General features: G+C 50.3%; 19 protein-coding genes and 1 tRNA gene. 11 read left to right on the forward strand and 9 right to left on the reverse strand.

From position 1 onward, the window contains the following. Positions 1–75: 75 nt before the first annotated feature. Positions 76–1,581 (reverse strand): inorganic phosphate transporter PitA, encoded by a 1,506-nt coding sequence (gene pitA / locus RFN81_RS18140; RefSeq protein WP_264497142.1) that lies wholly within the window; start codon positions 1,579–1,581, stop codon positions 76–78. Positions 1,582–1,849: 268 nt separating this feature from the next. On the opposite strand from pitA, the gene RFN81_RS18145 reads away from it, so the two are divergent. After that, complete coding sequence (locus tag RFN81_RS18145) at positions 1,850–3,085, forward strand: NAD(P)/FAD-dependent oxidoreductase (protein WP_264497143.1); 1,236 nt, start codon at positions 1,850–1,852, stop codon at positions 3,083–3,085. 294 nt (positions 3,086–3,379) lie between these two features. Here the strand turns inward: RFN81_RS18145 and RFN81_RS18150 are convergent. The 3 genes from RFN81_RS18150 to ligB all read right to left on the reverse strand — a co-directional run bounded on the left by RFN81_RS18150 (position 3,380) and on the right by ligB (position 7,211). After that, positions 3,380–3,456 (reverse strand) — tRNA-Pro (locus RFN81_RS18150). Between the two features lie 147 nt (positions 3,457–3,603). Then, positions 3,604–5,277 carry a kdo(2)-lipid A phosphoethanolamine 7''-transferase gene (gene eptB, locus RFN81_RS18155; RefSeq protein ID WP_264497144.1) on the reverse strand — a complete coding sequence of 558 codons (1,674 nt, stop codon included), beginning with the start codon at positions 5,275–5,277 and terminating at the stop codon, positions 3,604–3,606. 245 nt (positions 5,278–5,522) lie between these two features. Continuing rightward, entirely contained in the window at positions 5,523–7,211 is a 1,689-nt protein-coding gene (ligB, locus tag RFN81_RS18160) for an NAD-dependent DNA ligase LigB (RefSeq protein ID WP_264497145.1), read from the reverse strand. Between the two features lie 318 nt (positions 7,212–7,529). On the opposite strand from ligB, the gene gmk reads away from it, so the two are divergent. From gmk to RFN81_RS18190, 6 genes are all read left to right on the forward strand, one after another. After that, a complete protein-coding gene (gene gmk / locus RFN81_RS18165; protein ID WP_264497146.1) occupies positions 7,530–8,153 on the forward strand; it encodes a guanylate kinase in 624 nt (207 codons plus the stop codon). A gap of 53 nt (positions 8,154–8,206) precedes the next feature. Next, positions 8,207–8,482, forward strand: coding sequence for a DNA-directed RNA polymerase subunit omega (gene rpoZ / locus RFN81_RS18170; RefSeq protein WP_264497147.1), 276 nt, complete (start codon positions 8,207–8,209; stop codon positions 8,480–8,482). Positions 8,483–8,500: 18 nt separating this feature from the next. Next, entirely contained in the window at positions 8,501–10,600 is a 2,100-nt protein-coding gene (spoT, locus tag RFN81_RS18175) for a bifunctional GTP diphosphokinase/guanosine-3',5'-bis pyrophosphate 3'-pyrophosphohydrolase (protein WP_264497148.1), read from the forward strand. A gap of 202 nt (positions 10,601–10,802) precedes the next feature. Further along, positions 10,803–12,884: an ATP-dependent DNA helicase RecG gene (gene recG / locus RFN81_RS18180; protein WP_264497149.1), complete on the forward strand. Its 2,082-nt coding sequence runs from the start codon at positions 10,803–10,805 to the stop codon at positions 12,882–12,884. Positions 12,885–13,095: 211 nt separating this feature from the next. Then, a complete protein-coding gene (locus RFN81_RS18185; protein WP_264497150.1) occupies positions 13,096–14,484 on the forward strand; it encodes a uracil-xanthine permease family protein in 1,389 nt (462 codons plus the stop codon). 157 nt (positions 14,485–14,641) lie between these two features. Further along, positions 14,642–16,333 carry an AsmA family protein gene (locus RFN81_RS18190; protein WP_264497151.1) on the forward strand — a complete coding sequence of 564 codons (1,692 nt, stop codon included), beginning with the start codon at positions 14,642–14,644 and terminating at the stop codon, positions 16,331–16,333. A gap of 115 nt (positions 16,334–16,448) precedes the next feature. Here RFN81_RS18190 and fabY read toward each other — a convergent pair whose 3' ends face one another. The 4 genes from fabY to typA all read right to left on the reverse strand — a co-directional run bounded on the left by fabY (position 16,449) and on the right by typA (position 20,594). Further along, complete coding sequence (fabY, locus tag RFN81_RS18195; protein ID WP_264497152.1) at positions 16,449–17,390, reverse strand: fatty acid biosynthesis protein FabY; 942 nt, start codon at positions 17,388–17,390, stop codon at positions 16,449–16,451. A gap of 108 nt (positions 17,391–17,498) precedes the next feature. Further along, positions 17,499–17,936 carry a D-aminoacyl-tRNA deacylase gene (dtd, locus tag RFN81_RS18200; protein WP_264497153.1) on the reverse strand — a complete coding sequence of 146 codons (438 nt, stop codon included), beginning with the start codon at positions 17,934–17,936 and terminating at the stop codon, positions 17,499–17,501. Between the two features lie 64 nt (positions 17,937–18,000). Next, entirely contained in the window at positions 18,001–18,609 is a 609-nt protein-coding gene (gene yihX, locus RFN81_RS18205; protein ID WP_264497154.1) for a glucose-1-phosphatase, read from the reverse strand. Positions 18,610–18,770: 161 nt separating this feature from the next. Next, positions 18,771–20,594: a ribosome-dependent GTPase TypA gene (gene typA, locus RFN81_RS18210; protein ID WP_264497155.1), complete on the reverse strand. Its 1,824-nt coding sequence runs from the start codon at positions 20,592–20,594 to the stop codon at positions 18,771–18,773. Positions 20,595–20,963: 369 nt separating this feature from the next. Between typA and glnA the strand changes: the two genes are divergently transcribed. The 4 genes from glnA to RFN81_RS18230 all read left to right on the forward strand — a co-directional run bounded on the left by glnA (position 20,964) and on the right by RFN81_RS18230 (position 25,339). Then, entirely contained in the window at positions 20,964–22,373 is a 1,410-nt protein-coding gene (gene glnA / locus RFN81_RS18215; RefSeq protein WP_264497156.1) for a glutamate--ammonia ligase, read from the forward strand. Between the two features lie 214 nt (positions 22,374–22,587). After that, the gene (gene glnL / locus RFN81_RS18220; protein WP_264497157.1) at positions 22,588–23,637 is read left to right on the forward strand and encodes a nitrogen regulation protein NR(II); all 1,050 of its coding nucleotides are present in this window, start codon (positions 22,588–22,590) and stop codon (positions 23,635–23,637) included. An 8-nt stretch (positions 23,638–23,645) separates the two neighbouring features. Beyond that, the gene (gene glnG, locus RFN81_RS18225) at positions 23,646–25,058 is read left to right on the forward strand and encodes a nitrogen regulation protein NR(I) (RefSeq protein WP_264497158.1); all 1,413 of its coding nucleotides are present in this window, start codon (positions 23,646–23,648) and stop codon (positions 25,056–25,058) included. A gap of 143 nt (positions 25,059–25,201) precedes the next feature. Next, positions 25,202–25,339 (forward strand): YshB family small membrane protein, encoded by a 138-nt coding sequence (locus RFN81_RS18230; RefSeq protein WP_010281646.1) that lies wholly within the window; start codon positions 25,202–25,204, stop codon positions 25,337–25,339. Positions 25,340–25,395: 56 nt separating this feature from the next. Here RFN81_RS18230 and hemN read toward each other — a convergent pair whose 3' ends face one another. After that, positions 25,396–26,769 (reverse strand): oxygen-independent coproporphyrinogen III oxidase, encoded by a 1,374-nt coding sequence (hemN, locus tag RFN81_RS18235; RefSeq protein ID WP_264497159.1) that lies wholly within the window; start codon positions 26,767–26,769, stop codon positions 25,396–25,398. Positions 26,770–26,813 lie beyond the last annotated feature (44 nt).

Consider the following 26,813-nt stretch of genomic DNA (forward strand, 5'->3'; position numbering starts at 1 on the left):
GCCCCTAACGTAAAAAGGCGATCCCCACGGAATCGCCTTTCTTTGGCAAGTAAAATAGTGCTAATGGGGCAGAGGCTAAATCAGCTTTAACGCCAGCCAATACAACGTACCAGACATCAGCATCGAAACAGGCAGTGTCAATACCCAGGCCAGCAGAATACTTTTAATCGTTTTGCTTTGTACGCCGCCGCCGTCCGCAATCATCGTACCGGCCACCGCCGAGGACAAGACGTGCGTAGTGGAAACCGGCATTCCCGTGTAGCTGGCAACGCCAATCGATAGCGCCGCGGTTACCTGTGCCGACACACCTTGCGCGTAGGTCATCCCTTTTTTACCAATCTTCTCGCCAATGGTGACCGCCACGCGTCTCCAGCCCACCATCGTCCCCATCGATAGCGCTAGCGCGACCGCTACGATAATCCAAAGAGGCGCATACTCCACCGTCTGTAGCATGTCCTTACGCAGATTGCTCAGATAGCTTTTATCATCACCGGACGTTTCAGGCAGTTTAATTACCCGATCCATCGTGTCTGCGATGCACATCAGCAGGCGGCGCGCGCGACTACGATCGTCCGGGTTCAACTGGTCATAACTTTTCAGGTTATTTAGCATATTTTGCGCACGTTCAATCGCTATCATCACGCGTGAACTATCGCAGTGGAACTCAGTTTGATTGCTACCAGGAATCGTGTTTTCCGTCGCAGGGATAACCGGTGGAGACAGGTCAATAACGTGCGCCAGCGCCTCTCCATGCTGCTTGTAATAGTCCTGCAAGTTGATTACGGCATCGCGGGTGCGGCTAATGTCATAACCCGATGCATTCATGTTGACAATAAAACCGGCAGGCGCAACGCCAATCAACACCAGCATAATCAAGCCAATACCTTTCTGACCGTCGTTGGCACCGTGAGAGAAACTCACGCCAACCGCCGACAAAATCAGCGCGGTACGCGTCCAGAAAGGCGGCTTTCGTTTACCATCCTGTTTCTCACGATCGACTGGCGTCAGATGCACGCGTTTACGTTTTTTACTGTTGTTCCAGAATCGGCGCATCAGCAATAACATTAAACCGGCGATCACCATCCCCACTATCGGCGAGAGTAATAACGAGAGGAAAATGCTAACCATTTTCGGGATATTCAACGCGTCAACAACGGAGGTATTTGTCAGTAACGCATTGGTCAAACCAATACCGATAATGGAACCGATCAATGTATGAGAACTGGAAGCAGGTATACCGAAATACCACGTACCGAGGTTCCAGATAATGGCGGCCAGCAGCATGGAAAACACCATGACCAGACCGTGTGCTGAACTCACATTCAGTAATAAATCGGTGGGGAGTAGGTGAACAATCGCATAGGCCACGCTCAGGCCGCCCAGCAATACACCGAGAAAGTTAAAGATACCTGCCATCACAACAGCGAACTCTGCGCGCATGGCGCGGGTATAAATAACAGTGGCAACGGCATTCGCCGTATCGTGAAAACCATTTATGGCTTCGTACATTAGTACAAACAACAAAGCCAATATCAACATCAGGCCGGTGTAGTAATCCAGTCCGGCAAATAAATGTAGCATAAACGTTAGGCCATTTAGTGGTCATGAACGCGGCGCATTATCGGTGACAAGCAGGGGTTGGGAAAAGCGAAATATGACATTTTTTTGACTTACTGTAGGTCTCCGATAGTCTTCAAAAACACTTAACCTATAAAAATCAAATGATTATATATTTTTACTAAAACATGCAAATGGTTACGCTGGTATCGAACAACAAGCAACACTACAATCTGCCGCCCTATGGCTCATCAAGCAGCGGCTATTTAATCACCTATTGGAGCGATGCATAGTGGATCAATGCAGAGAGGAACGGTTTGACGCCGTCATTATTGGCGCCGGCGCAGCGGGCCTGTTTTGTGCGGCACAGGCGGGGCAACGCGGGTTACGTGTTTTGCTGCTTGATAACGGCAAAAAAGCGGGTCGGAAAATATTGATGTCCGGCGGCGGTCGCTGCAATTTTACCAATAAGTATGTCGAACCATCAGCATATCTATCTGACAACCCTCACTTTTGTAAGTCAGCATTGGCGCGTTATACCCAATGGGATTTCCTCAACCTGGTAGACAGTTATCACATCGCCTACCACGAGAAAACGCTCGGCCAACTCTTTTGCGATGATTCTGCGCAGCAAATTGTGGCTATGTTGGAGACAGAATGCGAACGCGCTAACGTCACGGTTCGTCTGCGCAGCGATGTCGCTTCAGTGGAAAAAACCGGCGAACGGTTCTCCATCCGATTAAGCAACGGGGCATCATTCCACTGCACCTCGCTGGTTGTCGCTAGCGGTGGACTGTCGATGCCCGGACTGGGTGCGACACCCTTTGGTTACCAGCTTGCGGCACAGTTTGGCATCAACGTCCTGCCGACCCGTGCGGCTCTGGTGCCATTCACGCTGCACAAGCCTCTGCTGGAACAACTGCAAACGCTTTCCGGCGTCTCCGTGCCTGCCATAGTTACCGCAGAAAACGGCACAACTTTCCGTGAGAACATTCTCTTTACTCATCGTGGACTTTCCGGCCCTGCAATTTTACAAATTTCCAGTTACTGGCAGGCAGGTGAATTTGTCACTATTAACCTTTTACCCGACCACAATATCACCCAGATCCTCAACGACGAACGCAGCGCTCATCCTAACCAGAGTTTGAAAAACACGTTGGCACAGTGGTTACCCAAACGGCTGATCGAATGCCTGCAAGCATTAGGGCAACTACCGGATATCACGCTCAAACAGCTTAATGGCGCGCAGCGAACACGGATTGAACACAGCCTGCAACAATGGCGTGTACAACCCAATGGCACAGAAGGCTACCGCACCGCCGAGGTAACCCTTGGCGGCGTTGACACCCGCGCACTGTCCTCCAAGACCATGGAAGCCACCGCCGTGCCGGGGTTGTATTTTATCGGTGAAGTGGTCGATGTCACTGGCTGGCTTGGCGGCTATAACTTTCAATGGGCGTGGAGCTCAGCGTGGGCCTGCGCACAGGCGCTACCGCTGGGTAACCTAAATAAAGTAAAGCAAATTTAAAAACCAGATTTAGAAAACATCAATAGAAATCGCCATATCAGTCTGCGGTCCATCTTTCTACACGTCAGGCTTTTCGCTGAAAAACGGATACAGGAAAGATAATACGGTACTAAAAGTTGTCGTATCCGATTTTCACCAGATTGCTAAAAAAGTGTACGACATCACTGAGGTTAGAAGACCAGATATGACGTGGTTTATTTTATGATGATGGGTGTCGTTACGATAAAAAAACACTTGAATGGAGGATTTACAGCTTCTTTTCCGGCAATGTTCGATACCTACCGAAAGCCGATTTGGTCGGTGAGAGAGGATTCGAACCTCCGACCCCTTCGTCCCGAACGAAGTGCGCTACCAGGCTGCGCCACTCACCGAATGCGGGCGCATATTACTGCGCCCCAATTGAAGCGTCAATCCCTTTTTGGCAAAAGGATTTCGACCACAAAATCACGTTATTACTCTCTATACGAGTTACCAAAATCTCTATACGAGCAACCAAAATCTGCCCCCTTCCTTGAGATTCACATTCTATAGCACCAATTATTTTTAGGGATGATGCCGCCGTCAGGTGATGTGTATCCCAAACATCCAAGGATTGAGTCAAACAACTCTACGTGGCGATGTGTCTTGCCAACACGCTGCTGCGCTTTCAACTGTGCAAATGCCTGTAGATTCTCGTTTGTAGAAAGAAATTTATCCGAAGCCCATACCATCATCGGTGAGCGGAATTGCTCAGGCGGAGCCATTTGGCGTGGAGTGCCGTGAAAATGGTAATTATCATCAATCGATTCACCATGATCGGAAGCATAAAATACGAGCGCTTTCTTATCGCGCACCTGATCGATCACGCTATCAATAAAGCTATCGGTATAGAGAACGCTATTATCGAAAGCGTTAATGAGTTGCTCACGCGTACAAGAGGCATCGACCCCCATACATTCCGGCTGATAGCGCGCATAGCTACGGGGATAACGCATAGAGTACAGATAATGAGAGCCCTTTGTATGCAACACAATTAAATGCTTACCTTTAGGGTAGCGTGCCAGCGAGTCTTTCACTTCATCAACCAGCAACATGTCCTGCACCGGTTTACCGTCATTGCGTTTTTCTGATGCAATCATTTCACGGAAAGCGTAATCATCGGCCTCAATGCTGTTGTAAAACCAGACTTCACTTTGCATAGCAAACAGTTCAGAGGTAAAACCCAGCGCTTTCATGACGGCAAAGACATTTTGTTCTTTTAACGTTCGCTGTGGGTTGTCTTCCGTCCCCCCTTCGCGCACAAACATACAGCGCATGGAAAGCTTGGTCGAGGTATCACAAGATTGGCCACGGAAAGCGACCAGATTTTTTTCTTGCGATAATTTCGGCGTCGTATCCCGTTCATAGCCTAACAGCCCCATATGATCCCAGCGGGTTGTTTCACCAATAATAAAAATCACGTAGGTATCATCGATGCCTTTGGGCGCAACATAAGTAAAATGCTGAACCGGATCGAAGAGATTAGAAGAATCCTGACTCTCGTCATACTTGGTGTATGCAAATAGTCCTAATGCGGATAACCAATTAGAGGGAAGATAAGAGTGGGCAACTACGCCGCCATAACTGGGCAAATCCACAGTAGATTCTCGTTCGGATTTCGACTGAATGTTGTCCATATAGCGGAGCGGCATCCATACCAGCGCCACCACGACGACAAGAGCTAAAAAGGGGGTTAATCGCTTTCCCGGCGATTTAATCTGTTCGAGCAAGGTGTAGCGCAGCGAATTTGTCCAAATTAAAAACAGGGGCAAGGCGCTTACCACCAGCATCCAGAGAATAAAACGGAAACCAACGACTTCTTTTGAGAGGTCAATATCGGTAGTCATGACCGAAGCAATGATGCCATAGCCGATTACGACATTAAAAAATGTCATGTAATAACTGGCAGCAACAGAGATCAACACCAACAGAGAAGCGATAATCTGATAAAAACGACGCCCTCCGAGTGAAATGACCCGCATGAGGAAAAAGGTAAATAAAACACTTGCCGTCAGTTCAACCAGAGCGGGAATAATCGTTGGAACCTGATCTCCAGCAGAGAGTGAAAAATAATCAAATCGTCGGTAATAGACTGAGCCATTTAGAAAAAGGCCAATATAAAGTGCCAGGAAAAATGATAACCAGGTTTGTGAAAAAGAAGTCATGAACTTCATTATGATAAGTATCCCAAACAGCCTTTCTTATTTTCTGAAGCTATACGACATCATCCGAACCAATAGAGTTCCACAAAAATAATCACGTATACTTACTACTGCTATAGGCAACGCAATGGATAAATCCAGACCGACTAATTATAAATTCACGCTATTACCGCGCTACGCAAATAGTAAAAAAGCCTTCCGATAACGAGCGTAAAACACAAAGGCACAGACTCAACCCATTTTGAAAACCGCATTCCTCAGTTATATATACCCTCGCGCGCTAAGCGAGCGATGAATTCTATAATAATAGGGTGCCTGATGAATGCCATAATTTCTTCGGCACGCCGTTCTCCAATACCAGAAAATTGTCTCCACTGTTGCGCCGTCCGCTGCTGTAATGCCAGCCAATCTACCTGATCCAACGCACTAATTGCCGAACGAGGAATCGGAACGCCTAGCGCAAGTAGCCACTGGGACAGCGGCACCTGTCGTGTTGACTGCAAGCGCTTATAAATATCTTCTGCCCGCCTATCGCCTATGCCATTGATTGCATTAATCTGCGCTTTAGTCAGCGATAACCACGACAATACGTTTTCCAGTAAATTATGTTGCAACAAACGCGACCATACGCCTTCACTCACACCGGCCAGATTGAGTCCGTGCTCTCCACTTAGCCAAACCAAGCGCGCCAGAAATTGCTGGTGGCAAACCATACTATAGTGAAAACAACTCAACGCATGGAAATCACGTTCATCAGGAGAAGCGATGTCAGGCCGCTCAGCGCTACGCCATACCACGTTATCCAACCGAGGGATCCCTTGCCCTGCCAAGCTGACGCTAACCCTATCGCCGGGCAGCACATCCCATTGCTTCCAACGAGACAGGGAACCGACACTCACACGACGGATCAACTTGTCATCCAATTTCATAGGGGTCAGTTTCAGCACTACCGCAATCTTGCCTGTGCGCCCAACAGAAAACGCGACATCGGCTACTTCCGTAACGTGATGTACGGGTGGGTATTTCCAGGCGATCGCCCAGTCAGCTGATGTGGCACGCCAATAGCGCCCTTGCGGTTCTTTTGCCTGTCGGATTACCACGCCGTCCGTAACAAATGGTAGCGGACTGCGATACCAGTGTTGTCGCCATTTCTCAGCGTCTGTAAATGACGCAATAGCATGTGTATAAGCCGCCGTCGCGGCAAACCCCATTTTCGTCAATTTCTCAAGTCTTTCAGGCATCGTCGTTGGGCCATCGGGCCACTCCCAGACAAATAGGCCTATCTGCGATAATACTGGCGATGGTTGATGGCGACGCAATTCTCCAGCCACAACCGAACGTGCATTAACACCGCCTTGAGTCTTCTGTCGATGATCGGTCATCTTCAGGAAAAGCTCGCCTTGTAAGATGAGAGAGCGAGGAGCCTCCGTTAACAAATGGGGAATTCCCGGAATTAGACGAACTTTTTCCGTCCAATCTTCGCCCTGCAAGCCATTACCCCGGCTAACCGCTGAGACAAGTTTGCCATGCCGATAAAACAGCGTGACGGCCACACCGTCTACTTTCGGCTGAATCCAGACATCCTTACGCGCATCAATCCATAACTTCAGTAGCCTGCGATCGGACATTTTTTTCAATCCGGTATGGGCGACGGGGTGAAGTTGTTTGCCATTAATCGGTAAGGGTATGGGGATCGTCGTTTGGGGTTGAAAACAGCTCACCCATTGATTTAATTGTTCTCGCAGTTGATCGTAAATATCGTCCGCGACCGGGCTTGTACCTTTGGCGTAATACGCGTCATCCCAGCGTTCTAATTGCTGACGCAATGCTTCAATTTCTTTATGGGATCGCGTGTTGTCCCAATCAGGACACGCGCCAAACGCCGCAAAATGGCTGATACCGCTAGCAACGATAACAATCCATAATATGCTGTTTCTCAACCACATAGTTCCTCCAACCATCCATGCGAGAATGGCCGCAGTACACAGGAGTAGAGGGAAAAATACGAGACGAAAAAAAGGGAAATGCCAAACACACTGCAAGATAATTCATTGTTTGCAGCAGCATTAAAAAAGACAGGAATGCGCTTCACAATCTAAAAAGGAAACGTTGGCAAAACGTTTTCCCAATGACATAACAAAAGGGGTTTGCGGAGAATTTATCGCAGCGCGACTGATGGGATATAGGCGTGTATAATACAGGGAAATGCGCATTTTCTGCCGCATATCACCATTCATCATCGTAACCATTAATAAAACTTCACTATGGCTCAAGGCACGTTATATATCGTTTCTGCTCCCAGCGGGGCTGGGAAATCCAGCCTGATTCAGGCGTTATTAAAAACCCAGCCGCTGTACGACACTCAGGTGTCGATTTCGCATACTACCCGAGCTAAACGGCCGGGGGAGAACCACGGCGAGCACTATTTCTTCGTCGAAGAAGATGAATTTAAGCGTATGATTCGGGATAATGAATTCTTGGAGTACGCCGAAGTTTTTGGCAATTACTACGGCACCTCTCGATTGGCAATTGAGCAGGTATTAGCGACTGGCGTTGATGTTTTTCTCGATATTGACTGGCAAGGTGCCAAACAAATTCGGGCCAAAATGCCACACGCACGCAGTATTTTCATACTGCCGCCGTCAAAGGAAGAGTTGGTGCGCCGCCTGCGTGGTCGCGGGCAAGACAGTGATGAAGTGATCGCCCGCCGTATGTCTCAGGCAGTGGCTGAAATGACGCACTACGGCGAGTATGATTACTTAATTGTCAATGATGATTTCGATTTGGCATTACTCGATCTGAAAACAATTATCCGCGCCGAACGTTTACGCCTAAATCGGCAAAAGGTTCGGCATGATGCATTAATCACCAAACTATTGGCAGACTGAGGCCTCTTTCAGTATGATGCCCAGTCATTTTATTTCCTGTGGAGTAGCACATTATGGCACGCGTAACTGTTCAAGACGCTGTAGAGAAAATTGGTAATCGTTTTGACCTGGTGTTGGTCGCTGCTCGTCGCGCCCGTCAAATCCAGATCGGCGGCAAAGATCCGTTAGTTCCTGAAGAAAACGATAAGTACACCGTGATCGCATTGCGTGAAATCGAAGAAGGGTTGATCAACAACCAGATTCTGGATGTCCGCGATCGTCAGGAACAGCAAGAGCAAGAAGCCGCAGAGATTCAGGCGGTTACCGCGATTGCTGAAGGTCGTCGTTAATCACGCCACGAGTCGCCCTTGTATATTTTTGAAAGCCTTAATCTGCTGATCCAGCGTTATCTGCCTGAAGACCAGATTAAACGGTTGCAGCAGGCTTACTTGGTTGCACGTGATGCTCACGAGGGGCAGACTCGCTCCAGCGGTGAACCCTATATCACGCATCCTGTGGCCGTCGCCTGTATTTTGGCGGAGATGCGTCTCGATTACGAAACGCTGATGGCGGCGCTGCTGCATGATGTTATCGAAGATACCCCCGCCACCTATCAGGACATGGAGCAACTTTTTGGTAAAAGCGTTGCTGAACTGGTAGAAGGCGTGTCTAAGTTGGACAAGCTGAAGTTCCGCGATAAGAAAGAAGCGCAGGCTGAAAACTTTCGCAAAATGATCATGGCGATGGTACAAGACATTCGCGTTATCTTGATCAAACTCGCAGACAGAACTCACAACATGCGCACGCTGGGTTCATTACGCCCGGATAAGCGCCGCCGTATCGCGCGCGAAACGCTGGAAATATACAGCCCATTGGCGCATCGACTCGGTATTCACCACCTCAAAACCGAGTTGGAAGAGCTGGGGTTCGAAGCGTTGTATCCGAATCGCTATCGCGTCATTAAAGAGGTCGTCAAGGCCGCACGCGGTAACCGTAAGGAAATGATTCAGAAAATCCTGTCGGAAATTGAAGGGCGTTTAAAGGAAGCCGGAATTGCCAGTCGCGTCAGTGGACGTGAGAAACATCTCTATTCTATTTACTGCAAAATGCACCTGAAAGAACAGCGTTTCCATTCCATTATGGATATTTATGCGTTTCGGGTGATCGTAAAAGAAGTCGATACCTGCTATCGCGTGCTTGGTCAGGTTCACAGCCTGTATAAACCGCGTCCAGGTCGAGTCAAAGACTATATCGCCATCCCTAAAGCCAATGGCTATCAATCATTGCACACCTCGCTGATTGGACCGCATGGCGTGCCGGTCGAAGTTCAGATTCGCACCGACGACATGGATCAAATGGCGGAAATGGGCGTAGCGGCGCACTGGGCCTATAAAGAAGGCGAGAGTAGTACTACCGCGCAGGTCCGTGCTCAACGCTGGATGCAAAGCCTGTTGGAACTTCAGCAAAGTGCCGGCAGTTCATTCGAATTTATCGAAAGCGTGAAGTCAGACCTCTTTCCTGACGAGATGTATGTCTTTACGCCGGAAGGGCGCATCGTAGAACTCCCCGCGGGTGCAACGGCTGTTGATTTCGCCTATGCGGTACATACCGATATCGGTCACGCCTGTGTCGGCGCACGCGTCGATCATCAGCCTTATCCGCTATCCCAGTCGCTTTCTAGTGGGCAAACCGTTGAAATTATTACCGCGCCGGGTGCCAGGCCGAATGCCGCATGGCTTAATTTTGTCGTTAGCTCCAGAGCACGTTCCAAGATCCGTCAGATGCTGAAAAATCTCAAGCGTGATGATTCCGTGAGCCTTGGTCGTCGCCTTCTCAACCACGCGTTAGGTAATGGCCACAAACTTTCTGACATTCCAGAAAAGTCGATTCAGCTTGAGCTCGATCGCATGAAACTCGCGACGTTGGACGACCTGATGGCGGAAATTGGTATGGGTAATGCCATGAGCGTCGTGGTGGCGAAAAACCTGCTAAATGAGCACGCTGAACTGGGCACTACAGGGATACGCAAGCTGCCGATTAAAGGCGCGGATGGCGTGATGATTTCCTTTGCCAAATGCTGCCGTCCCATCCCTGGCGATCCAATTATCGCCCACGTCAGCCCCGGTAAAGGGCTGGTGATACACCATGAATCCTGTCGCAATATCCGTGGCTATCAGAAAGAACCGGAAAAATTCATGGCGGTCGAATGGGACAAGGTAACAGAACAGGAGTTCATCGCCGAAATTAAAGTGGATATGTTTAACCACCAAGGCGCGCTGGCGAATCTAACGGCAGCGATTAATGCCGCTAATTCCAATATTCAGAGTATTAACACGGAAGAGAAAGACGGCCGCGTCTACAGCGCCTTTATTCGCCTAACTACCGTCGATCGCATTCATCTTGCTAATATTATGCGCAAGATTCGCGTCATGCCGGATGTCATCAAAGTTACCCGTAATCGAAATTAGCCGCCATGACGCCTCAACATGCACACCTTAAAAAAATGTTGGTCGGCCATCAACCTGACCTGATGGTTTGCATGAATCGGGTGCATAAACGCCATAAGATGTCTGCCATTGCCCACGCTGCGAATACCGCCAGTGTTAACGACCAAGGCCCAATTATTGCAGATACCACGCGGTGGGCCATGATGCAATCGACGGTGTGCTGATGAAAGGCCTCCTGCTCAATGCCCAACCGCTAAGCACTCTTACTGGCGTCAGTGCAAACCAGGCAGCGAAGCTCGCACGACTCGGATTGGAAACCGTGCAGGATCTCCTGCTGCATCTCCCTTTACGCTACGAAGATCGCACGCATCTTTACCCGATTGGCGACTTGCTTCCTGGTATGTATGCCACCGTAGAAGGCGAGATTCTACGTAACGACATTTCTTTTGGCCGCCGCCGTATGCTGACCTGTCAAATCAGTGACGGTAGCGGCATGTTGACCCTGCGTTTCTTTAATTTCAACGCAGGAATGAAAAACAGTCTCGCACCAGGTCAACGCGTTACCGCTTATGGTGAAATTAAGCGCGGGAAAATCGGTGCAGAGATCATTCATCCTGAATATCGCGTACAGGGAGACAATACGGCGATTGAGTTACAGGAATCGCTCACGCCAGTCTACCCCTCAACCGAAGGTATTCGTCAGGCTACGCTACGCAAACTCACCGATCAGGCGCTGGCATTGCTCGACGCTAACCCCATTGATGAGTTACTGCCAGAATCCCTGAGCCAATCGCTCATGAGTCTGCCCGATGCGCTACGCACGTTACATCGCCCACCGCCGGATATGCAACTCAGCGAACTCGAACACGGGACACACCCGGCGCAACAGCGGCTGATCATGGAAGAGCTGTTGGCGCATAACCTGAGTATGCTCGCCGTGCGGGCTGGAGAGCAGCGGCATAAAGCGTTCCCACTACCCGCGCAAGATGGCCTGAAGCAGCAACTGCTCGCCGCCTTGCCGTTCACCCCCACGCAGGCACAACGGCGCGTCGTGGCTGAAATCGAAGCCGATATGGCGCAAGATTTTCCGATGATGCGCCTTGTGCAGGGCGATGTGGGATCGGGGAAAACGTTGGTCGCCGCGCTGGCTGCATTACGTGCGATAGCCAACGGTAAGCAGGTCGCGCTCATGGCACCAACAGAGTTACTCGCGGAACAGCATGCCCATAATTTCCGTCAATGGTTTGAACCGCTAGGGCTAGAAGTAGGCTGGTTGGCTGGCAAACAAAAAGGGAAAGCACGCCAGGCGCAGCAGGAGGCTATCGCAGGCGGTGAGGTTTCGATGGTTGTCGGGACACACGCAATTTTCCAGCACCAGGTAAAATTTAACGGATTAGCATTAGTCATTATCGATGAGCAACACCGTTTTGGCGTGCATCAACGTTTAGCGTTATGGGAAAAAGGGGAAGAACAGGGCTTTCATCCGCACCAGTTGATTATGACAGCGACTCCCATACCAAGAACGCTCGCGATGACTGCCTATGCCGATCTGGATACTTCCGTCATTGATGAGCTACCGCCGGGCAGAACGCCTATCACCACGGTTGCTATACCGGACTCACGCCGCAACGACGTTATTGTGCGCGTGGATCATGCCTGTCAGCAAGAGGGCCGACAGGCTTATTGGGTATGTACGCTGATTGAAGAATCAGAACTTCTGGAAGCGCAGGCGGCAGAAGCCACCTGTGAAGAGCTGAAAGCGGCACTGCCCAATCTCAAGGTGGGTTTGGTTCATGGACGTATGAAAGCACAAGAAAAACAGGCGGTGATGCAGGCTTTCAAACAGGGCGAATTGCAACTGTTAGTGGCAACAACCGTTATCGAAGTCGGTGTGGATGTACCCAATGCCAGCCTGATGATCATTGAAAACCCGGAGCGTTTGGGTCTGGCGCAATTACACCAATTACGTGGGCGCGTCGGGCGCGGCGCCATAGCCTCTCACTGTGTGCTGCTCTACAAAACCCCGATGAGCAAAACAGCGCAAAAGCGGCTTCAGGTTCTACGCGATAGTAATGATGGTTTTATCATCGCCCAGCGCGATCTGGAAATTCGTGGCCCTGGGGAATTATTAGGTACGCGGCAAACGGGCAACGCGGAGTTCAAGGTCGCCGATCTCCTACGCGATCGGGCATTGATTCCACAGGTGCAGCGGGTTGCTCGTCACCTGCATCAACACTATCCCGATCGTGCCCGCGCGCTCATCGAACGCTGGCTACCCGAGCGCACTCGTTACTCTAATGCCTGATACTCACAACGATGCGCTTATTTTCGGCGCCGATAATCTATGCCTCCAGCGCCCCGACAACTTGCGACATTCTTACCCTAACCGTTTGAATTGGTGATTTTTATGCACAAAGCGCGATTTACTACGACGCGCTGAATTAGCAAACGTTTGCTTTCGACAAAGAGATCATTAAAATGCGCACTTTGTCGTTTCAGGAACGCCAACTAACATCATGACTACCACCACGGAAACGCCCCAAACAGAAGCCGCTACCACACCTCAGCGCAGTGAACTCATCTATCGCCTCGAAGACAGGCCTCCTCTGCCACAAACGCTGTTCGCCGCAAGCCAGCACCTATTAGCCATGTTTGTCGCCGTGATTACCCCCGCGTTGCTGATCTGTCAGGCGTTAGGTCTCCCCGCTCAGGATACGCAACATATTATCAGCATGTCGCTTTTCGCTTCCGGTCTGGCCTCTATTTTACAAATCAAAACCTGGGGTCCCGTTGGTTCTGGTCTGTTGTCTATTCAAGGCACGAGCTTCAACTTTGTAACACCGTTGATAATGGGCGGATTAGCGCTGAAAAACGGGGGCGCGGATATTCCCACAATGATGGCTGCGCTGTTCGGTACATTGATGGTCGCGTCGTTCACCGAAATCATACTTTCACGCTTCCTGCACTTGACTCGCCGCATCATTACCCCGCTGGTTTCCGGTATTGTGGTGATGATCATTGGTCTTTCGCTGATTCAGGTTGGCCTGACGTCTATCGGCGGCGGCTATGCCGCGATGGGGAACAATACTTTCGGCGCCCCCAAGAATTTACTCTTAGCAGGCATGGTGCTGTTGGTCATTATTCTGCTTAACCGCCAGCGCAACCCTTACTTACGCGTCGCCTCGCTGGTGATCGCCATGGCTGTGGGCTATCTGGGTGCCTGGTTGATGGGAATGCTGCCAGAAAAGACGTCGGTACAGCACAGTGCTACCATCATGGTGCCTACACCGCTGTATTACGGTTTGGGATTTGACTGGAACTTGCTGATCCCACTGATGCTGGTTTTCATGGTGACATCGCTAGAAACCATCGGTGATATTACTGCCACCTCCGACGTTTCAGAGCAACCGGTCAGGGGCCCGCTGTACATGAAACGCTTGAAAGGCGGCGTACTGGCGAACGGCTTGAACTCCTGCATTTCCGCCATATTCAACACCTTTCCTAATTCCTGCTTTGGTCAAAATAACGGCGTGATTCAGCTTACCGGGGTAGCCAGCCGCTACGTTGGCTTCGTGGTGTCACTGATGCTAATCGCCCTAGGGTTATTCCCTGCCGTTAGTGGATTTGTACAGCATATCCCAGAGCCGGTTTTGGGCGGCGCGACTATCGTGATGTTTGGTACGATCGCCGCTTCTGGCGTGCGTATTGTTTCCAGCGAGCCCCTGAATCGTCGCGCAATTATGATCATCGCGCTATCTCTGGCTATTGGCCTTGGCGTATCGCAGCAACCATTGATTCTACAATTTGCGCCAGAGTGGATTAAAACCTTACTCTCTTCCGGCATCGCTGCGGGTGGGATTACGGCGATTGTGCTGAATTTGATCTTCCCGCGTGAAGAAAAATAGCGCGGGTTCGCAATAATTTCTGTTCGGTTTATGTAAACGCGGGCGATGTTGCGTTTTCGCCCGCTTTTTACTATCAGTAACCGCATTATCTATTGAGCCTTCAGACAAATTACGGCATAAGAACAGTTCTCCCTGACGATTGGCATGGACTGATACGATGAAATTTATCGGAAAATTATTGCTGACTCTACTACTGCTGGCCTTCTTGGTGCTGGTAGTCCTCTATGTCTTACTCCAAACCCGTTGGGCCGCGGGCTGGATGAGTCACTGGGTTAATCAGAACACCCATTACCAGTTGTCACTGGGGAAAATTAATCATGACTGGTCATCAATCGATCATATCCAACTTACCGACGTCAGTTTCGGCCAGAAAAACCAGCCACCTACACTCACGGCGAAGCGTATCTCAGCCGGATTCAGCGCGCGCCAAATAACCAATCCGCGTCACTTTGCCAGCTTGGAACTGGAAGGCGGCACGCTAAATCTGTCCTCACAAGCCGCCACGCTACCTATCGAAGCCGATGTGTTGCAACTGCGCACTATGGCATTGCAGGCTAAAGATGGCGATTTGCATCTTAACGGTCAACAGATCAGCGGCGGAATCGTACCCTGGCAACCTGAAGCTGGTTATCTCTTAGGCAAACAAGGGCAGTTTCAGCTCAGCGCCCGCTCACTCGAACTCAATGGTATCCCCGCCAGCCAGGTTTTGGTTCAAGGGGAGATCGACCATAGCCGATTGATTCTGAGTAATTTTGGCGCCGATGTCGCTCAGGGGCAGCTCACCGGCAACGCGAGCCGCGCAGAAGACGGTAGTTGGAATATTGATAATCTCCGACTCAGTAATGTGCGCTTGCAAACACAAAAAACACCCGCAGCATTCTGGCAACCGATTACCGAACTACCTTCCGTAACGGTTAATCGCTTTGATCTCATCGATGCCCGAATTGAAGGGCCAGGGTGGGCATTTATTGATCTTGATGTTGCGTTGCAAAACGTCACATTTAAGCAGAATGACTGGCAGAGCGAAGGCGGGTCGTTATCATTTAATGCAACCGATATCGTCAACGGCAACATGCATCTTATTGACCCTATCGTAAATCTTGATTTGTCACCGGAGGGCGTTGACATCAAGCAGTTTTCCACTCGCTGGGAAGGCGGTTTACTGCGAACCAACGGCAGTTGGCAGCGTAGCCATCGACGATTGCAACTGGATGAATTGGTTATTGCCGGTATGGAGTACACCTTACCAAGTGACTGGCGTCAGCGCTGGCAAACAACGCTGCCATCATGGTTGGCTGAAATCAATGTACAAAAATTTACGGCGAATCGTAACCTACTGATCGATATCAATCCGAACTTTCCCTTCCAGCTCACGGCGTTGGATGGCTACGGAAGTGATTTGCTCTTAGCCCGTGACCATCAGTGGGGAATATGGGCAGGATCGCTGAATTTTAATGCCAGCGATGCGACCTTTAATAAGGCTGATGTTCGCCGACCCTCAATTGCGCTAGCCGCCGATAATAATCAGATCGCGATTAACGAACTCAGCGCTTTTACCCAAAATGGCCTGCTGGAAGCGAAAGCGACTATTAGCCAGCAACCAGCACGCAATTTCTCCCTGTCACTGACAGGACGTGCCGTACCGCTGGAGGTTCTGACACGTTGGGGGTGGCCAGTTTCTTCAACCGCACCGACAGATAACATGAATCTGCAATTACAGTTGACCGGAAGGCTTGCCGCCGATACACCGCTAAAACCAACGCTAAACGGTACGTTGCAAGGCGTAGATAGCAATGGCCAGACCGTCAGACAACAAATGCGCCAGGGGGTCGTGACAGAAACTCCATAGGTGTCAGGTTGGCACAAGGTCGTGTTAGATTACGAACGTTAAACTCACCGCCACGTTGATCGGCTTTGTATGTGGAACATAATTAATGGGAAACCTTGATCGCGCGGCGTGGCTGTTAATTCACTTCGGAGCCACCGTCTTCCAACGGCGTATCTGGTTTGACTGGCAACACAATATAAACGCCGTCAAATAGCGCTCCCTTATTATCATCACCGAAGAGTTCAACGTTAAGCTGTACTCGCGCCTTGCGCCCACGAGCAAGGCGGTCCAAGTCGCCACTTAGTGACCCTAAATCGGCAACAGCGCTAGGGCGGCCACTCATCGGCATACTGTATCGAATATGAGCATCCGCCAGAACAATCGTTCCGCCGAGATGCCGTTCTCGCAGTAATAGCCAGATTAATCCCCATCCGGTCAGCGTCGCGAGAGAAAATAAGCTACCAGCAAAAAGCGTATGGTGTAGGTTCTGGTTTCCCGTTTCAGGCATGGTAGTGATAAATTTTTTTCCAGTGTACTGGTTTATACGCACCCCCATCTTCTCACTCAACGGGATATGATCGTACCAAGCCTGCTGCAATTGCCCGCACCAGTCGGGGCGATGCAAAATATCATCCAGTGTCGCCACGGGTTTAATCATCAGGAAATGCCGCACAGGCGTTGTTTGTGGTGCGGCGATCTCTCCCTGATTAATGAACCCCAGTTTGGCGAAGAAGCCAATAGTGTCTTCGCGGGCGCTACATACCACGCGTTTAACACCTTCCTGACGCGCAACGGACTCCAGGGTCATCGCTAGCAACGTTCCTAACCCTTTCCCTCGCACATCGGGGTGAACCGCTAAAAAACGAATTGCCGCTTCATTATCGGCATTGATAGAAAGACGCCCAATAGCGACCAGATTTCCGTGTTCATTCACTACGGTTTGGTGATGTGCCAGAGCATCGTAGGCATCGCGCTCGGAACCAAGCGGTTGACGCAGAGGTTTACGCAGCATTTCCCAGCGGAATTGATAGTACGCATCCAGTTCCTCCGGGCTTTCAGGCACTCTCAGATGATACATACTCCTCCCTCCATACTGACACCATGAACAAATCCCGGTTCATAAGAGCGGACCGCTGACAGATTTCTGCATAACGCAGCAACCTCGCTAGAACTTGCCAATACGTCATTAGGCCTGTAGCCAAAACGTCACCGGGCCGTCATTCACCAGCGCCACTTTCATATCCGCTGCAAACTGGCCGGTTTGTGTGTGAACCCCTTGTTCACGACACTGGCCGATAAAATACTGATAGAGACGATCGGCCTCAGCGGGAAGCGCTCCTCGAGAAAAACCGGGCCGCATGCCACGTTGCGTATCCGCCACCAGCGTAAACTGCGAAACCACTAGCACATTGCCGCCGGCCTGACGAACATTGAGATTCATTTTTCCGTCATCGTCGCTGAAAACCCGGTAACCCAATACGCGCTTGCAGAGTCGTGTGGCTTTTTGCTCGTCATCGCCCCGTTCGACCCCTAGAAAGATCAGCAAGCCTTTATCTATTTCCCCAACTACACTGCCTGCTACTGTAACGCTGGCGCTGGATACACGCTGAATTAACGCAATCATAAAACCCAACGACTCCCGATGTCATCATTCCCAATTGGGGTCGTCTCCCCCTTTGCAATATAAATCATGCTTTAACCGCCGCCTGTGTAGCAAAAAAATTCGGCACCACCTGGCGATCGGTCACCAGAATACTGTGAATGCCTAAACGCTGCGCCGCGTCAATGTTCGCAGTATTGTCGTCGAAAAATACCGCCTGTGCAGGCGTCACACCCTCCTGCGTCAGCACATGTTGATAGATCGCCAGCTCTGGCTTACGTAAGCCTATCTCTTGTGACAGATAAAGCCGGTCAGCCGCGGCTTCCACTTCAGGGAAAAGCGACGGCCAGTGTGAACAGTGAAGCTGATTGGTATTCGAGAGAATGACGACACGATGCCCTTCCTGACGCAAGCGCAGCATAATGTCGATAACCTCAGGACGCAACCCCACAAAAATAGCCTGCCAACCTGTGGAAAATTGCTCGAAACTCAGAGTGATATCCATTTCCTGACACAGTCTTGCGCTGAATTCTTCATCGCTAATTTCCCCCCTTTCATGCTGTTCAAACGCTTCACCCATAACAAAGCGCGCTTGCAACGTTGCGAGCGGTACGCGGCTCAGATGACTCCAGACGCCTAATACCCTTTTAAAATCAATATCAATGACGACGTTTCCCAAATCAAAGATATACAGCATGGCAGCGACCTCCAGAAGTCTTCCTAGGATTTTCACTGTAGCGGGAAATGGCAAAACTGAACAGGTTTCTGATAAAAAGGAAAGATTAAACCGAGGGAAATGACATACAACTCAGGGCACCCAAAGTGCCCTGTTGCATCAAAAAATCAATCCGTCTGACATTAGACGTCTTTGCTGCCGCGGCTAGCGCGTTTACGATCGTTTTCGGTTAGATGACGTTTACGAATACGAATAGACTGCGGCGTAACCTCAACGAGCTCATCGTCATCAATGAACTCCAACGCTTGCTCCAAAGACATTTTGATCGGCGGAACCAGTGTCGTGGCTTCATCAGTACCCGATGCACGCATGTTGGTCAGCTTTTTACCGGTCAGACAGTTTACTGTCAGGTCGTTAGAGCGTGAGTGAATACCAATGATCTGGCCTTCATACACTTCAGCACCATGTCCGATGAACAACTTACCGCGATCTTGCAGGCTGAACAGCGCAAACGCGACCGCTTTACCCTGACCATTGGAAATCAGAACGCCATTCTGACGCTGGCCAATTTCACCTGGACGCACGTCATCGTAGTGGCTGAACGTGGAGTACAGTAAACCGGTTCCTGACGTCATGGTCATGAATTCAGTACGGAAACCGATGAGACCGCGAGCAGGGATCAGGTAATCCAGACGAATACGACCCTTGCCATCAGGGATCATATCTTTCACATCCCCTTTACGCTCACCCATCGCTTGCATCACCGCACCCTGGTGCTGTTCTTCGATGTCCAGCGTCACGTTTTCAAATGGTTCTTGATTACGACCATCGATAACGCGGTTAATGACCTTCGGACGTGATACGGCCAGCTCAAACCCTTCACGACGCATGTTTTCGATCAAAACCGACAGGTGCAGTTCACCACGACCGGAAACGCGAAATGCATCGGCATCTTCTGTTTCTTCAACGCGCAACGCCACATTGTGTACCAGCTCTTTTTTCAAACGTTCCAGAATCTGGCGTGATGTAACGAACTTGCCTTCTTTACCACAAAATGGCGACGTATTGACGTTGAAAAACATGGTAACGGTAGGTTCATCAACGCTTAGCGCGGGCAACGCTTCGACATTCTGCGGATCGCAGATGGTATCGGAAATATTCAACTCACCCAGACCGGTGATTGCGATGATATCGCCCGCTTCCGCTTCCGCTGCATCAATACGCTCTAACCCTAGGTGGGTCAGAACTTTACCAACTTTACCGTTGCGTGTTTTGCCTTCGCTATCAACAATAGTCACTTGTTGGTTCGGTTTAACTTTACCACGCTTAATACGGCCAATACCGATAACGCCAACGTAGTTGTTGTAATCCAACTGTGAGATCTGCATCTGGAACGGCGCATCTATCTCAACCTGAGGCGGAGACACGTGATCGACGATCGCCTGATACAACGGCGTCATGTCTTCCGCCATATCGTTATGGTCAAGACCGGCGATACCATTCAACGCAGACGCATAAATGATCGGGAAATCTAATTGTTCATCGGTCGCATCCAGGTTAACAAACAGGTCAAATACCTGATCGACAACCCAGTCAGGACGTGCGCCAGGCCGGTCAACTTTGTTGATAACCACAATCGGTTTCAGACCGTTGGCAAAGGCTTTTTTGGTCACGAAACGCGTTTGCGGCATTGGGCCATCCATCGCATCCACAACCAGCAGTACCGAGTCCACCATCGACATAACACGTTCGACCTCGCCGCCGAAATCGGCGTGCCCCGGGGTATCGACGATATTAATACGGTAATCTTTCCAATTAATGGCGGTATTTTTTGCGAGGATGGTAATTCCACGCTCTTTCTCCAAATCGTTGGAGTCCATTACACGCTCAGTTGCTTCGACACGTTCACCGAACGTTCCGGATTGTTGCAACAGTTTGTCAACCAGGGTGGTTTTCCCATGGTCAACGTGCGCAATAATGGCGATGTTACGCAAATTTTCGATCACAGCTTTGCCTCAGGCATTTAGAAATAGCGCGCTATTGTACACGTATTAAGCGAGGGACTAAACAAGATCACAAGCCTCTATGGTAAACAACCTAGAGCTGCCTGCTTTGTGATCCCTTTCACGGTGCAATAGCGCTACGAGCGAACACTGACGCACTAATTTAGTGCAAACATTCACATACAGAGCACCATTTTGGTGCTTTAAGCTACAATGGTGCAATGCGTTTTTGTTAGAAAGTCCCAAGTAGCAACACATTGCACGTTTTTAAAAAGTTGGCACACTTTTAGCTTTAGTCTACTCATGGCAACAACATCAATCCACAACGATATTCGTTCCAAGACGATAAATGACCAATCGGGAGAACCCAGTATGTCCGCAGAACATGTTTTGACGATGCTGAATGAGCATGAAGTGAAGTTTGTTGACCTACGCTTCACGGATACCAAAGGTAAAGAACAGCACGTCACCATTCCGGCTCATCAAGTTAATGCCGACTTTTTTGAAGAAGGTAAGATGTTTGATGGTTCTTCGATTGGCGGCTGGAAAGGAATTAATGAATCAGACATGGTTCTGATGCCCGATGCCAGCACCGCGATGATCGATCCCTTCTATGAAGACACTACACTGATCATCCGTTGTGACATTCTTGAGCCAGGCACCATGCAGGGCTATGACCGCGACCCGCGTTCAATCTCTAAACGTGCGGAAGATTTCCTGCGTTCTTCAGGCATTGCCGATACTGTCCTGTTCGGGCCTGAACCCGAGTTTTTCCTGTTTGACGATATCCGTTTCGGCAGCAGCATTTCCGGTTCTCATGTGGCAATTGACGATATCGAAGCCTGCTGGAACTCCAGTAAAGAATACGAAGGCGGCAACAAAGGCCACCGTCCTGGTGTGAAAGGCGGTTACTTCCCGGTTCCCCCTGTCGATTCATCACAGGACATCCGTTCTGCTATGTGTCTGACCATGGAGCAAATGGGTCTGGTTGTTGAAGCTCACCACCACGAAGTTGCGACAGCCGGTCAGAACGAAGTAGCCACTCGCTTCAACACGATGACCAAAAAAGCTGACGAAATTCAGATCTACAAATATGTCGTGCATAACGTCGCAAATGCTTACGGCAAAACCGCGACTTTCATGCCAAAACCGATATTTGGTGATAACGGCTCTGGTATGCACTGCCACATGTCGCTGTCTAAAGACGGTACTAACCTGTTCGCCGGCGACAAATACGGCGGCCTGTCTGAAACTGCGCTGTTCTACATCGGCGGCGTCATCAAACATGCTAAAGCCATCAACGCCTTGGCGAACCCGACCACCAATTCCTACAAGCGTCTGGTCCCAGGCTACGAAGCCCCAGTTATGCTGGCTTACTCTGCCCGTAACCGTTCCGCTTCAATCCGTATCCCGGTTGTTGCCAGCCCGAAAGCACGTCGTATCGAAGCGCGCTTCCCGGATCCAGCAGCCAACCCGTACCTGTGTTTCGCCGCGCTGCTGATGGCTGGCCTCGACGGCATCATCAACAAAATCCACCCTGGCGATGCGATGGATAAAAACCTCTATGACCTGCCGCCAGAAGAAGAAGCAGAGATTCCAAAAGTGGCCGGTTCTTTGGAAGAAGCGTTGGATGCATTGAATGAAGATCGCGAATTCCTGACTCGTGGCGGTGTGTTCACTGACGATGCAATTGATGCTTACATCGAATTGCGTAAAGCAGAGTTGAATCGCGTTCGCATGACGCCGCACCCTGTTGAATTCGAGCTGTACTACAGCGTCTAAACTCAAACATGTAATTTCTACGCCAGCGTGGTTGGGTATCTTGATACCCAACCATAATCGGTAACCAGCAATAGAGTTAGCAGCTTATTCTTGTTGTCGAGGAGCGCTTCATCCCATCTTCGGATGGGTTTTTTTCACTATCGGCGTTAGCCGATACGATAAAACATCCATCATCCAAACTACAATGCACCACGACGGTGCGGGAGTCTGCGTTATGGCAACAGGCACGCTGCCCGATGCTGGGCAGATCCTAAATTCTCTGATAAACAGCATCTTATTGCTGGATAACGATCTGGCGATTCACTATTCCAATCCGGCAGCGCAGCAATTATTGGCGCAAAGCTCACGTAAATTGTCTGGCACGCCGTTGCCGGATTTGCTGGGATACTTTTCCCTGAATATCGATTTACTACGTGAAAGCCTGGATTCTGGGCAAGGTTTTACGGACAACGAAGTCACTCTCGTCGTAGATGGTAAAGCGCACATCATGTCGCTCACCGCGCAGCGAGTACAAAACAATTTTATCCTGCTGGAAATGGCACCGATGGATAATCAGCGGCGCCTCAGTCAGGAACAGCTTCAACATGCGCAACAGCAGGCAGCCCGTGATTTGGTTCGAGGCCTGGCGCATGAGATAAAAAATCCGCTCGGCGGATTGCGCGGCGCGGCGCAGTTACTCGCCAAAGCGCTGCCCGATCCAGCATTGACAGAATATACTAAGGTTATCATTGAACAGGCGGATCGCCTGCGTAATCTGGTCGATCGCCTGCTTGGGCCTCAGCAGCCCGGCCTGCACGTCACCCAAAGTATTCATCAGGTCGCAGAACGCGTTTGCCAGCTCGTCTCTCTGGAAAAGTCAGACAATGTGACGTTAGTAAAAGATTATGATCCTAGCCTACCGGAATTAACACACGACCCAGACCAGATTGAACAGGTACTGCTGAATATTACCCGCAACGCGCTACAGGCGCTGGGTGAGGAGGGGGGCACGATTACGATACGCACCCGCACCGCTTTTCAGCTCACTTTACACGGTGTGCGCTATCGTCTTGCTGCACGTATTGACGTGGAAGATGACGGCCCCGGCGTACCGGCGCAACTGCAAGACACACTGTTTTACCCGATGGTCAGCGGGCGTGAAGGGGGAACGGGTTTAGGACTTTCCATCGCCCGCAATCTTATCGACCAGCACTCCGGTAAAATTGAATTCAACAGTTGGCCAGGACACACCGAATTTTCGGTCTACCTGCCCATTCGCCAGTGAGGTTCACAATGCAACGAGGGATAGTCTGGATTGTCGATGACGATAGCTCCATCCGTTGGGTGCTTGAGCGCGCGCTTGCTGGTGCAGGTTTAACCTGCGCAACGTTTGAAAACGGAAATCAGGTATTGCATGCATTAGCGACACAAACCCCCGATGTTTTGCTGTCCGATATCCGCATGCCAGGCATGGACGGCTTAGCGCTCTTACAGCAAATCAAACAACGCCATCCCATGCTTCCGGTCATCATCATGACGGCGCATTCCGATTTAGATGCTGCCGTCAGCGCTTATCAACAGGGCGCATTCGATTATTTACCCAAACCGTTTGATATCGATGAAGCCGTGGCACTGGTTGAACGCGCGATCAGTCATTATCTGGAGCAGCAACAGCCGGTACGCAGCCAGCCACTGAATGGCCCGACAACGGATATTATCGGTGAAGCCCCTGCGATGCAGGATGTTTTCCGCATTATTGGCCGCCTGTCCCGCTCGTCGATCAGCGTGCTGATCAATGGCGAGTCGGGGACCGGTAAAGAACTGGTAGCGCATGCCTTGCATCGGCATAGTCCACGCACTAAAGCCCCATTTATCGCCCTTAATATGGCTGCGATTCCTAAGGATCTGATTGAATCAGAGCTTTTCGGCCATGAAAAAGGCGCATTTACGGGGGCGAACCAGATCCGTCAGGGCCGCTTTGAGCAGGCCGACGGCGGAACGCTGTTTCTGGATGAAATCGGCGACATGCCGTTAGACGTGCAAACCCGCCTGTTACGCGTATTGGCAGACGGACAGTTTTATCGCGTTGGCGGCTATGCGGCGGTAAAAGTGGATGTTCGTATTATCGCGGCAACGCACCAAAATCTTGAACAGCGCGTGCAGGAAGGCAAATTCCGTGAAGATCTGTTTCACCGCCTGAATGTGATCCGTGTTCACTTACCACCTCTGCGTGAACGACGGGAAGACATTCCCCGTCTGGCACGTTATTTCTTACAGGCGACCGCCAAAGAGCTAGGCGTTGAACCAAAGAATTTGCACCCGGAAACAGAAACGGCGCTCACCCGTTTACCGTGGCCTGGCAACGTGCGTCAACTGGAAAATACCTGCCGTTGGTTAACCGTTATGGCCGCGGGTCAGGAAGTGCTCATTCAGGATTTGCCGCCAGAACTGTTCGAGAGCACCGCACCGGATTCTACCGTGCATACGCTGCCGGACAGCTGGGCTACGTTGTTAGCGCAATGGGCGGATCGCGCGCTGCGCTCCGGTCATCAAAATCTGTTGGCGGAAGCCCAGCCAGAAATGGAAAGGACGCTACTGACAACGGCGCTACGCCATACGCAAGGGCATAAACAGGAAGCGGCAAGGTTGCTGGGATGGGGGAGAAATACGCTGACACGTAAATTGAAAGAGCTAGGAATGGAGTAGCAAGATTGCTTTTTTATTGCTCAATTGTCAATAAACAAACTGGTGATAAAAAATACAATCTGGCGCACGGAATTGTCATTAATTTGTCCTTTACTTGCCTCGAACCAGCAGTATGATCGTGTCGCTGATTCGGGAGGAACACCATGCTGGATTCATTGATTTCCGCGGCAACACTTTCAGTTGCAACACATGGCGCTGAAATTGGCTCCGCGGCGAGCCATTCGCCGCAGGCGGCTATTGCCGCCGTTTTATGCGCCGCACTGATTAACTTCTTTAGTTGATCCTATAAAAGCTCGAAAACAGCCAGTCGGTGATAACATCGACTGGCTGTTCTTATTTAAATCACGCGGGAAAACTGCCGCGTTCTGAGCTTGTTACGCAGATAGACATCAAAGCACATGCAGATATTACGGATCAGCAGACGCCCTTTCGGCGTTACCACCAGCCCGTCTTCCTGACTATCTACCAGCCCATCAGCCGCCAGCGGTGCCAATAATGCCAAATCCTGCGCGAAATAGGTTTTAAAATCGATCGAATATTCTGCTTCGATAGACGCATAACTGAGTCGGAAATTACAAATCAGCCCCTTAATCACATCGCGGCGGAGACAATCATCACGCGTCAGCTGTAACCCGCGCCACAGGGCATTCCCTGTATCCTTGACCTGCGCATAATACTGCTTCAACACTTTCTGGTTCTGCGCATAACTATCACCGATCATACTAATCGCCGAAACGCCCATTCCAAGCAGATCGCTATCGCCTTGCGTCGTATAGCCCTGGAAATTGCGATGCAGTTTCCCTTCTCGCTGCGCTACCGCCAGTTCATCGTCCGGACGAGCAAAGTGATCCATACCGATAAACTGGTAGCCCGATTGCGTTAGCGACGCAATCGTCTGTTGCAAAATAGCCAGCTTTTGTTCCGAGCTCGGTAAGTCCGCTTCTTTAATCTTACGCTGTGCCGCAAACAGACTGGGTAAATGCGCATAGTTAAAGACGCTTAGCCGATGCGGACTTAATTCCGCAACGCGTTGTAGCGTAAAGGCGAAGCTTTCCGGCGTTTGCTTCGGCAGGCCGTAAATCAAATCGATATTCGTTGAGGTGAAGCCCAGCGCCTTTGCTCGTTCAATAAGAGCAAAAATAAAGTCTTCATCCTGCTCGCGATTAACCAACTTTTGCACATCTTTATTAAAATCCTGCACGCCCATACTCAGGCGGTTAAACCCTTCGGCACGCAAATGATCGAGGACGTCCAGCTCAATTTCTCGCGGATCGACTTCAAGAGACAGCTCCGCCTGTGCAGAGAAAGAGAACTGCTCACGCAATAATGATATTAGTCGGCTGATTTGTACTTTATTCAGGTAAGTCGGCGTACCGCCGCCCCAATGCAATTGCGTCACCGTGCGTCCAGTAAAGAGCGGCGCGCGCTGGCGAATCTCCAGTTCAAGCACATCAAGGTATTCATCCGCTTTATGCTGCTGACGCGTAACCAGCTTATTACAGCCACAGAAATAGCACAGCCGATGGCAAAAAGGGATGTGGATGTACAGTGACAGCGGTCGCTGAGGATAACGGGCGATGGCCTGCTGAAACGCTGGCTCATCGTAAGCTTCACTGAATTCTAACGCTGTGGGATAAGACGTATAACGTGGCCCGGAATAATTATATTTTTGAATCAGGGCCAAATCCCAGTCAACGGACTGCATCGACATATTCGCTCACTCCTTCCTGTTTTTACTCGGTGGGTGACTTCTCG

The organism is Pectobacterium cacticida, assembly GCF_036885195.1.
Lineage (GTDB): Bacteria > Pseudomonadota > Gammaproteobacteria > Enterobacterales > Enterobacteriaceae > Pectobacterium > Pectobacterium cacticida.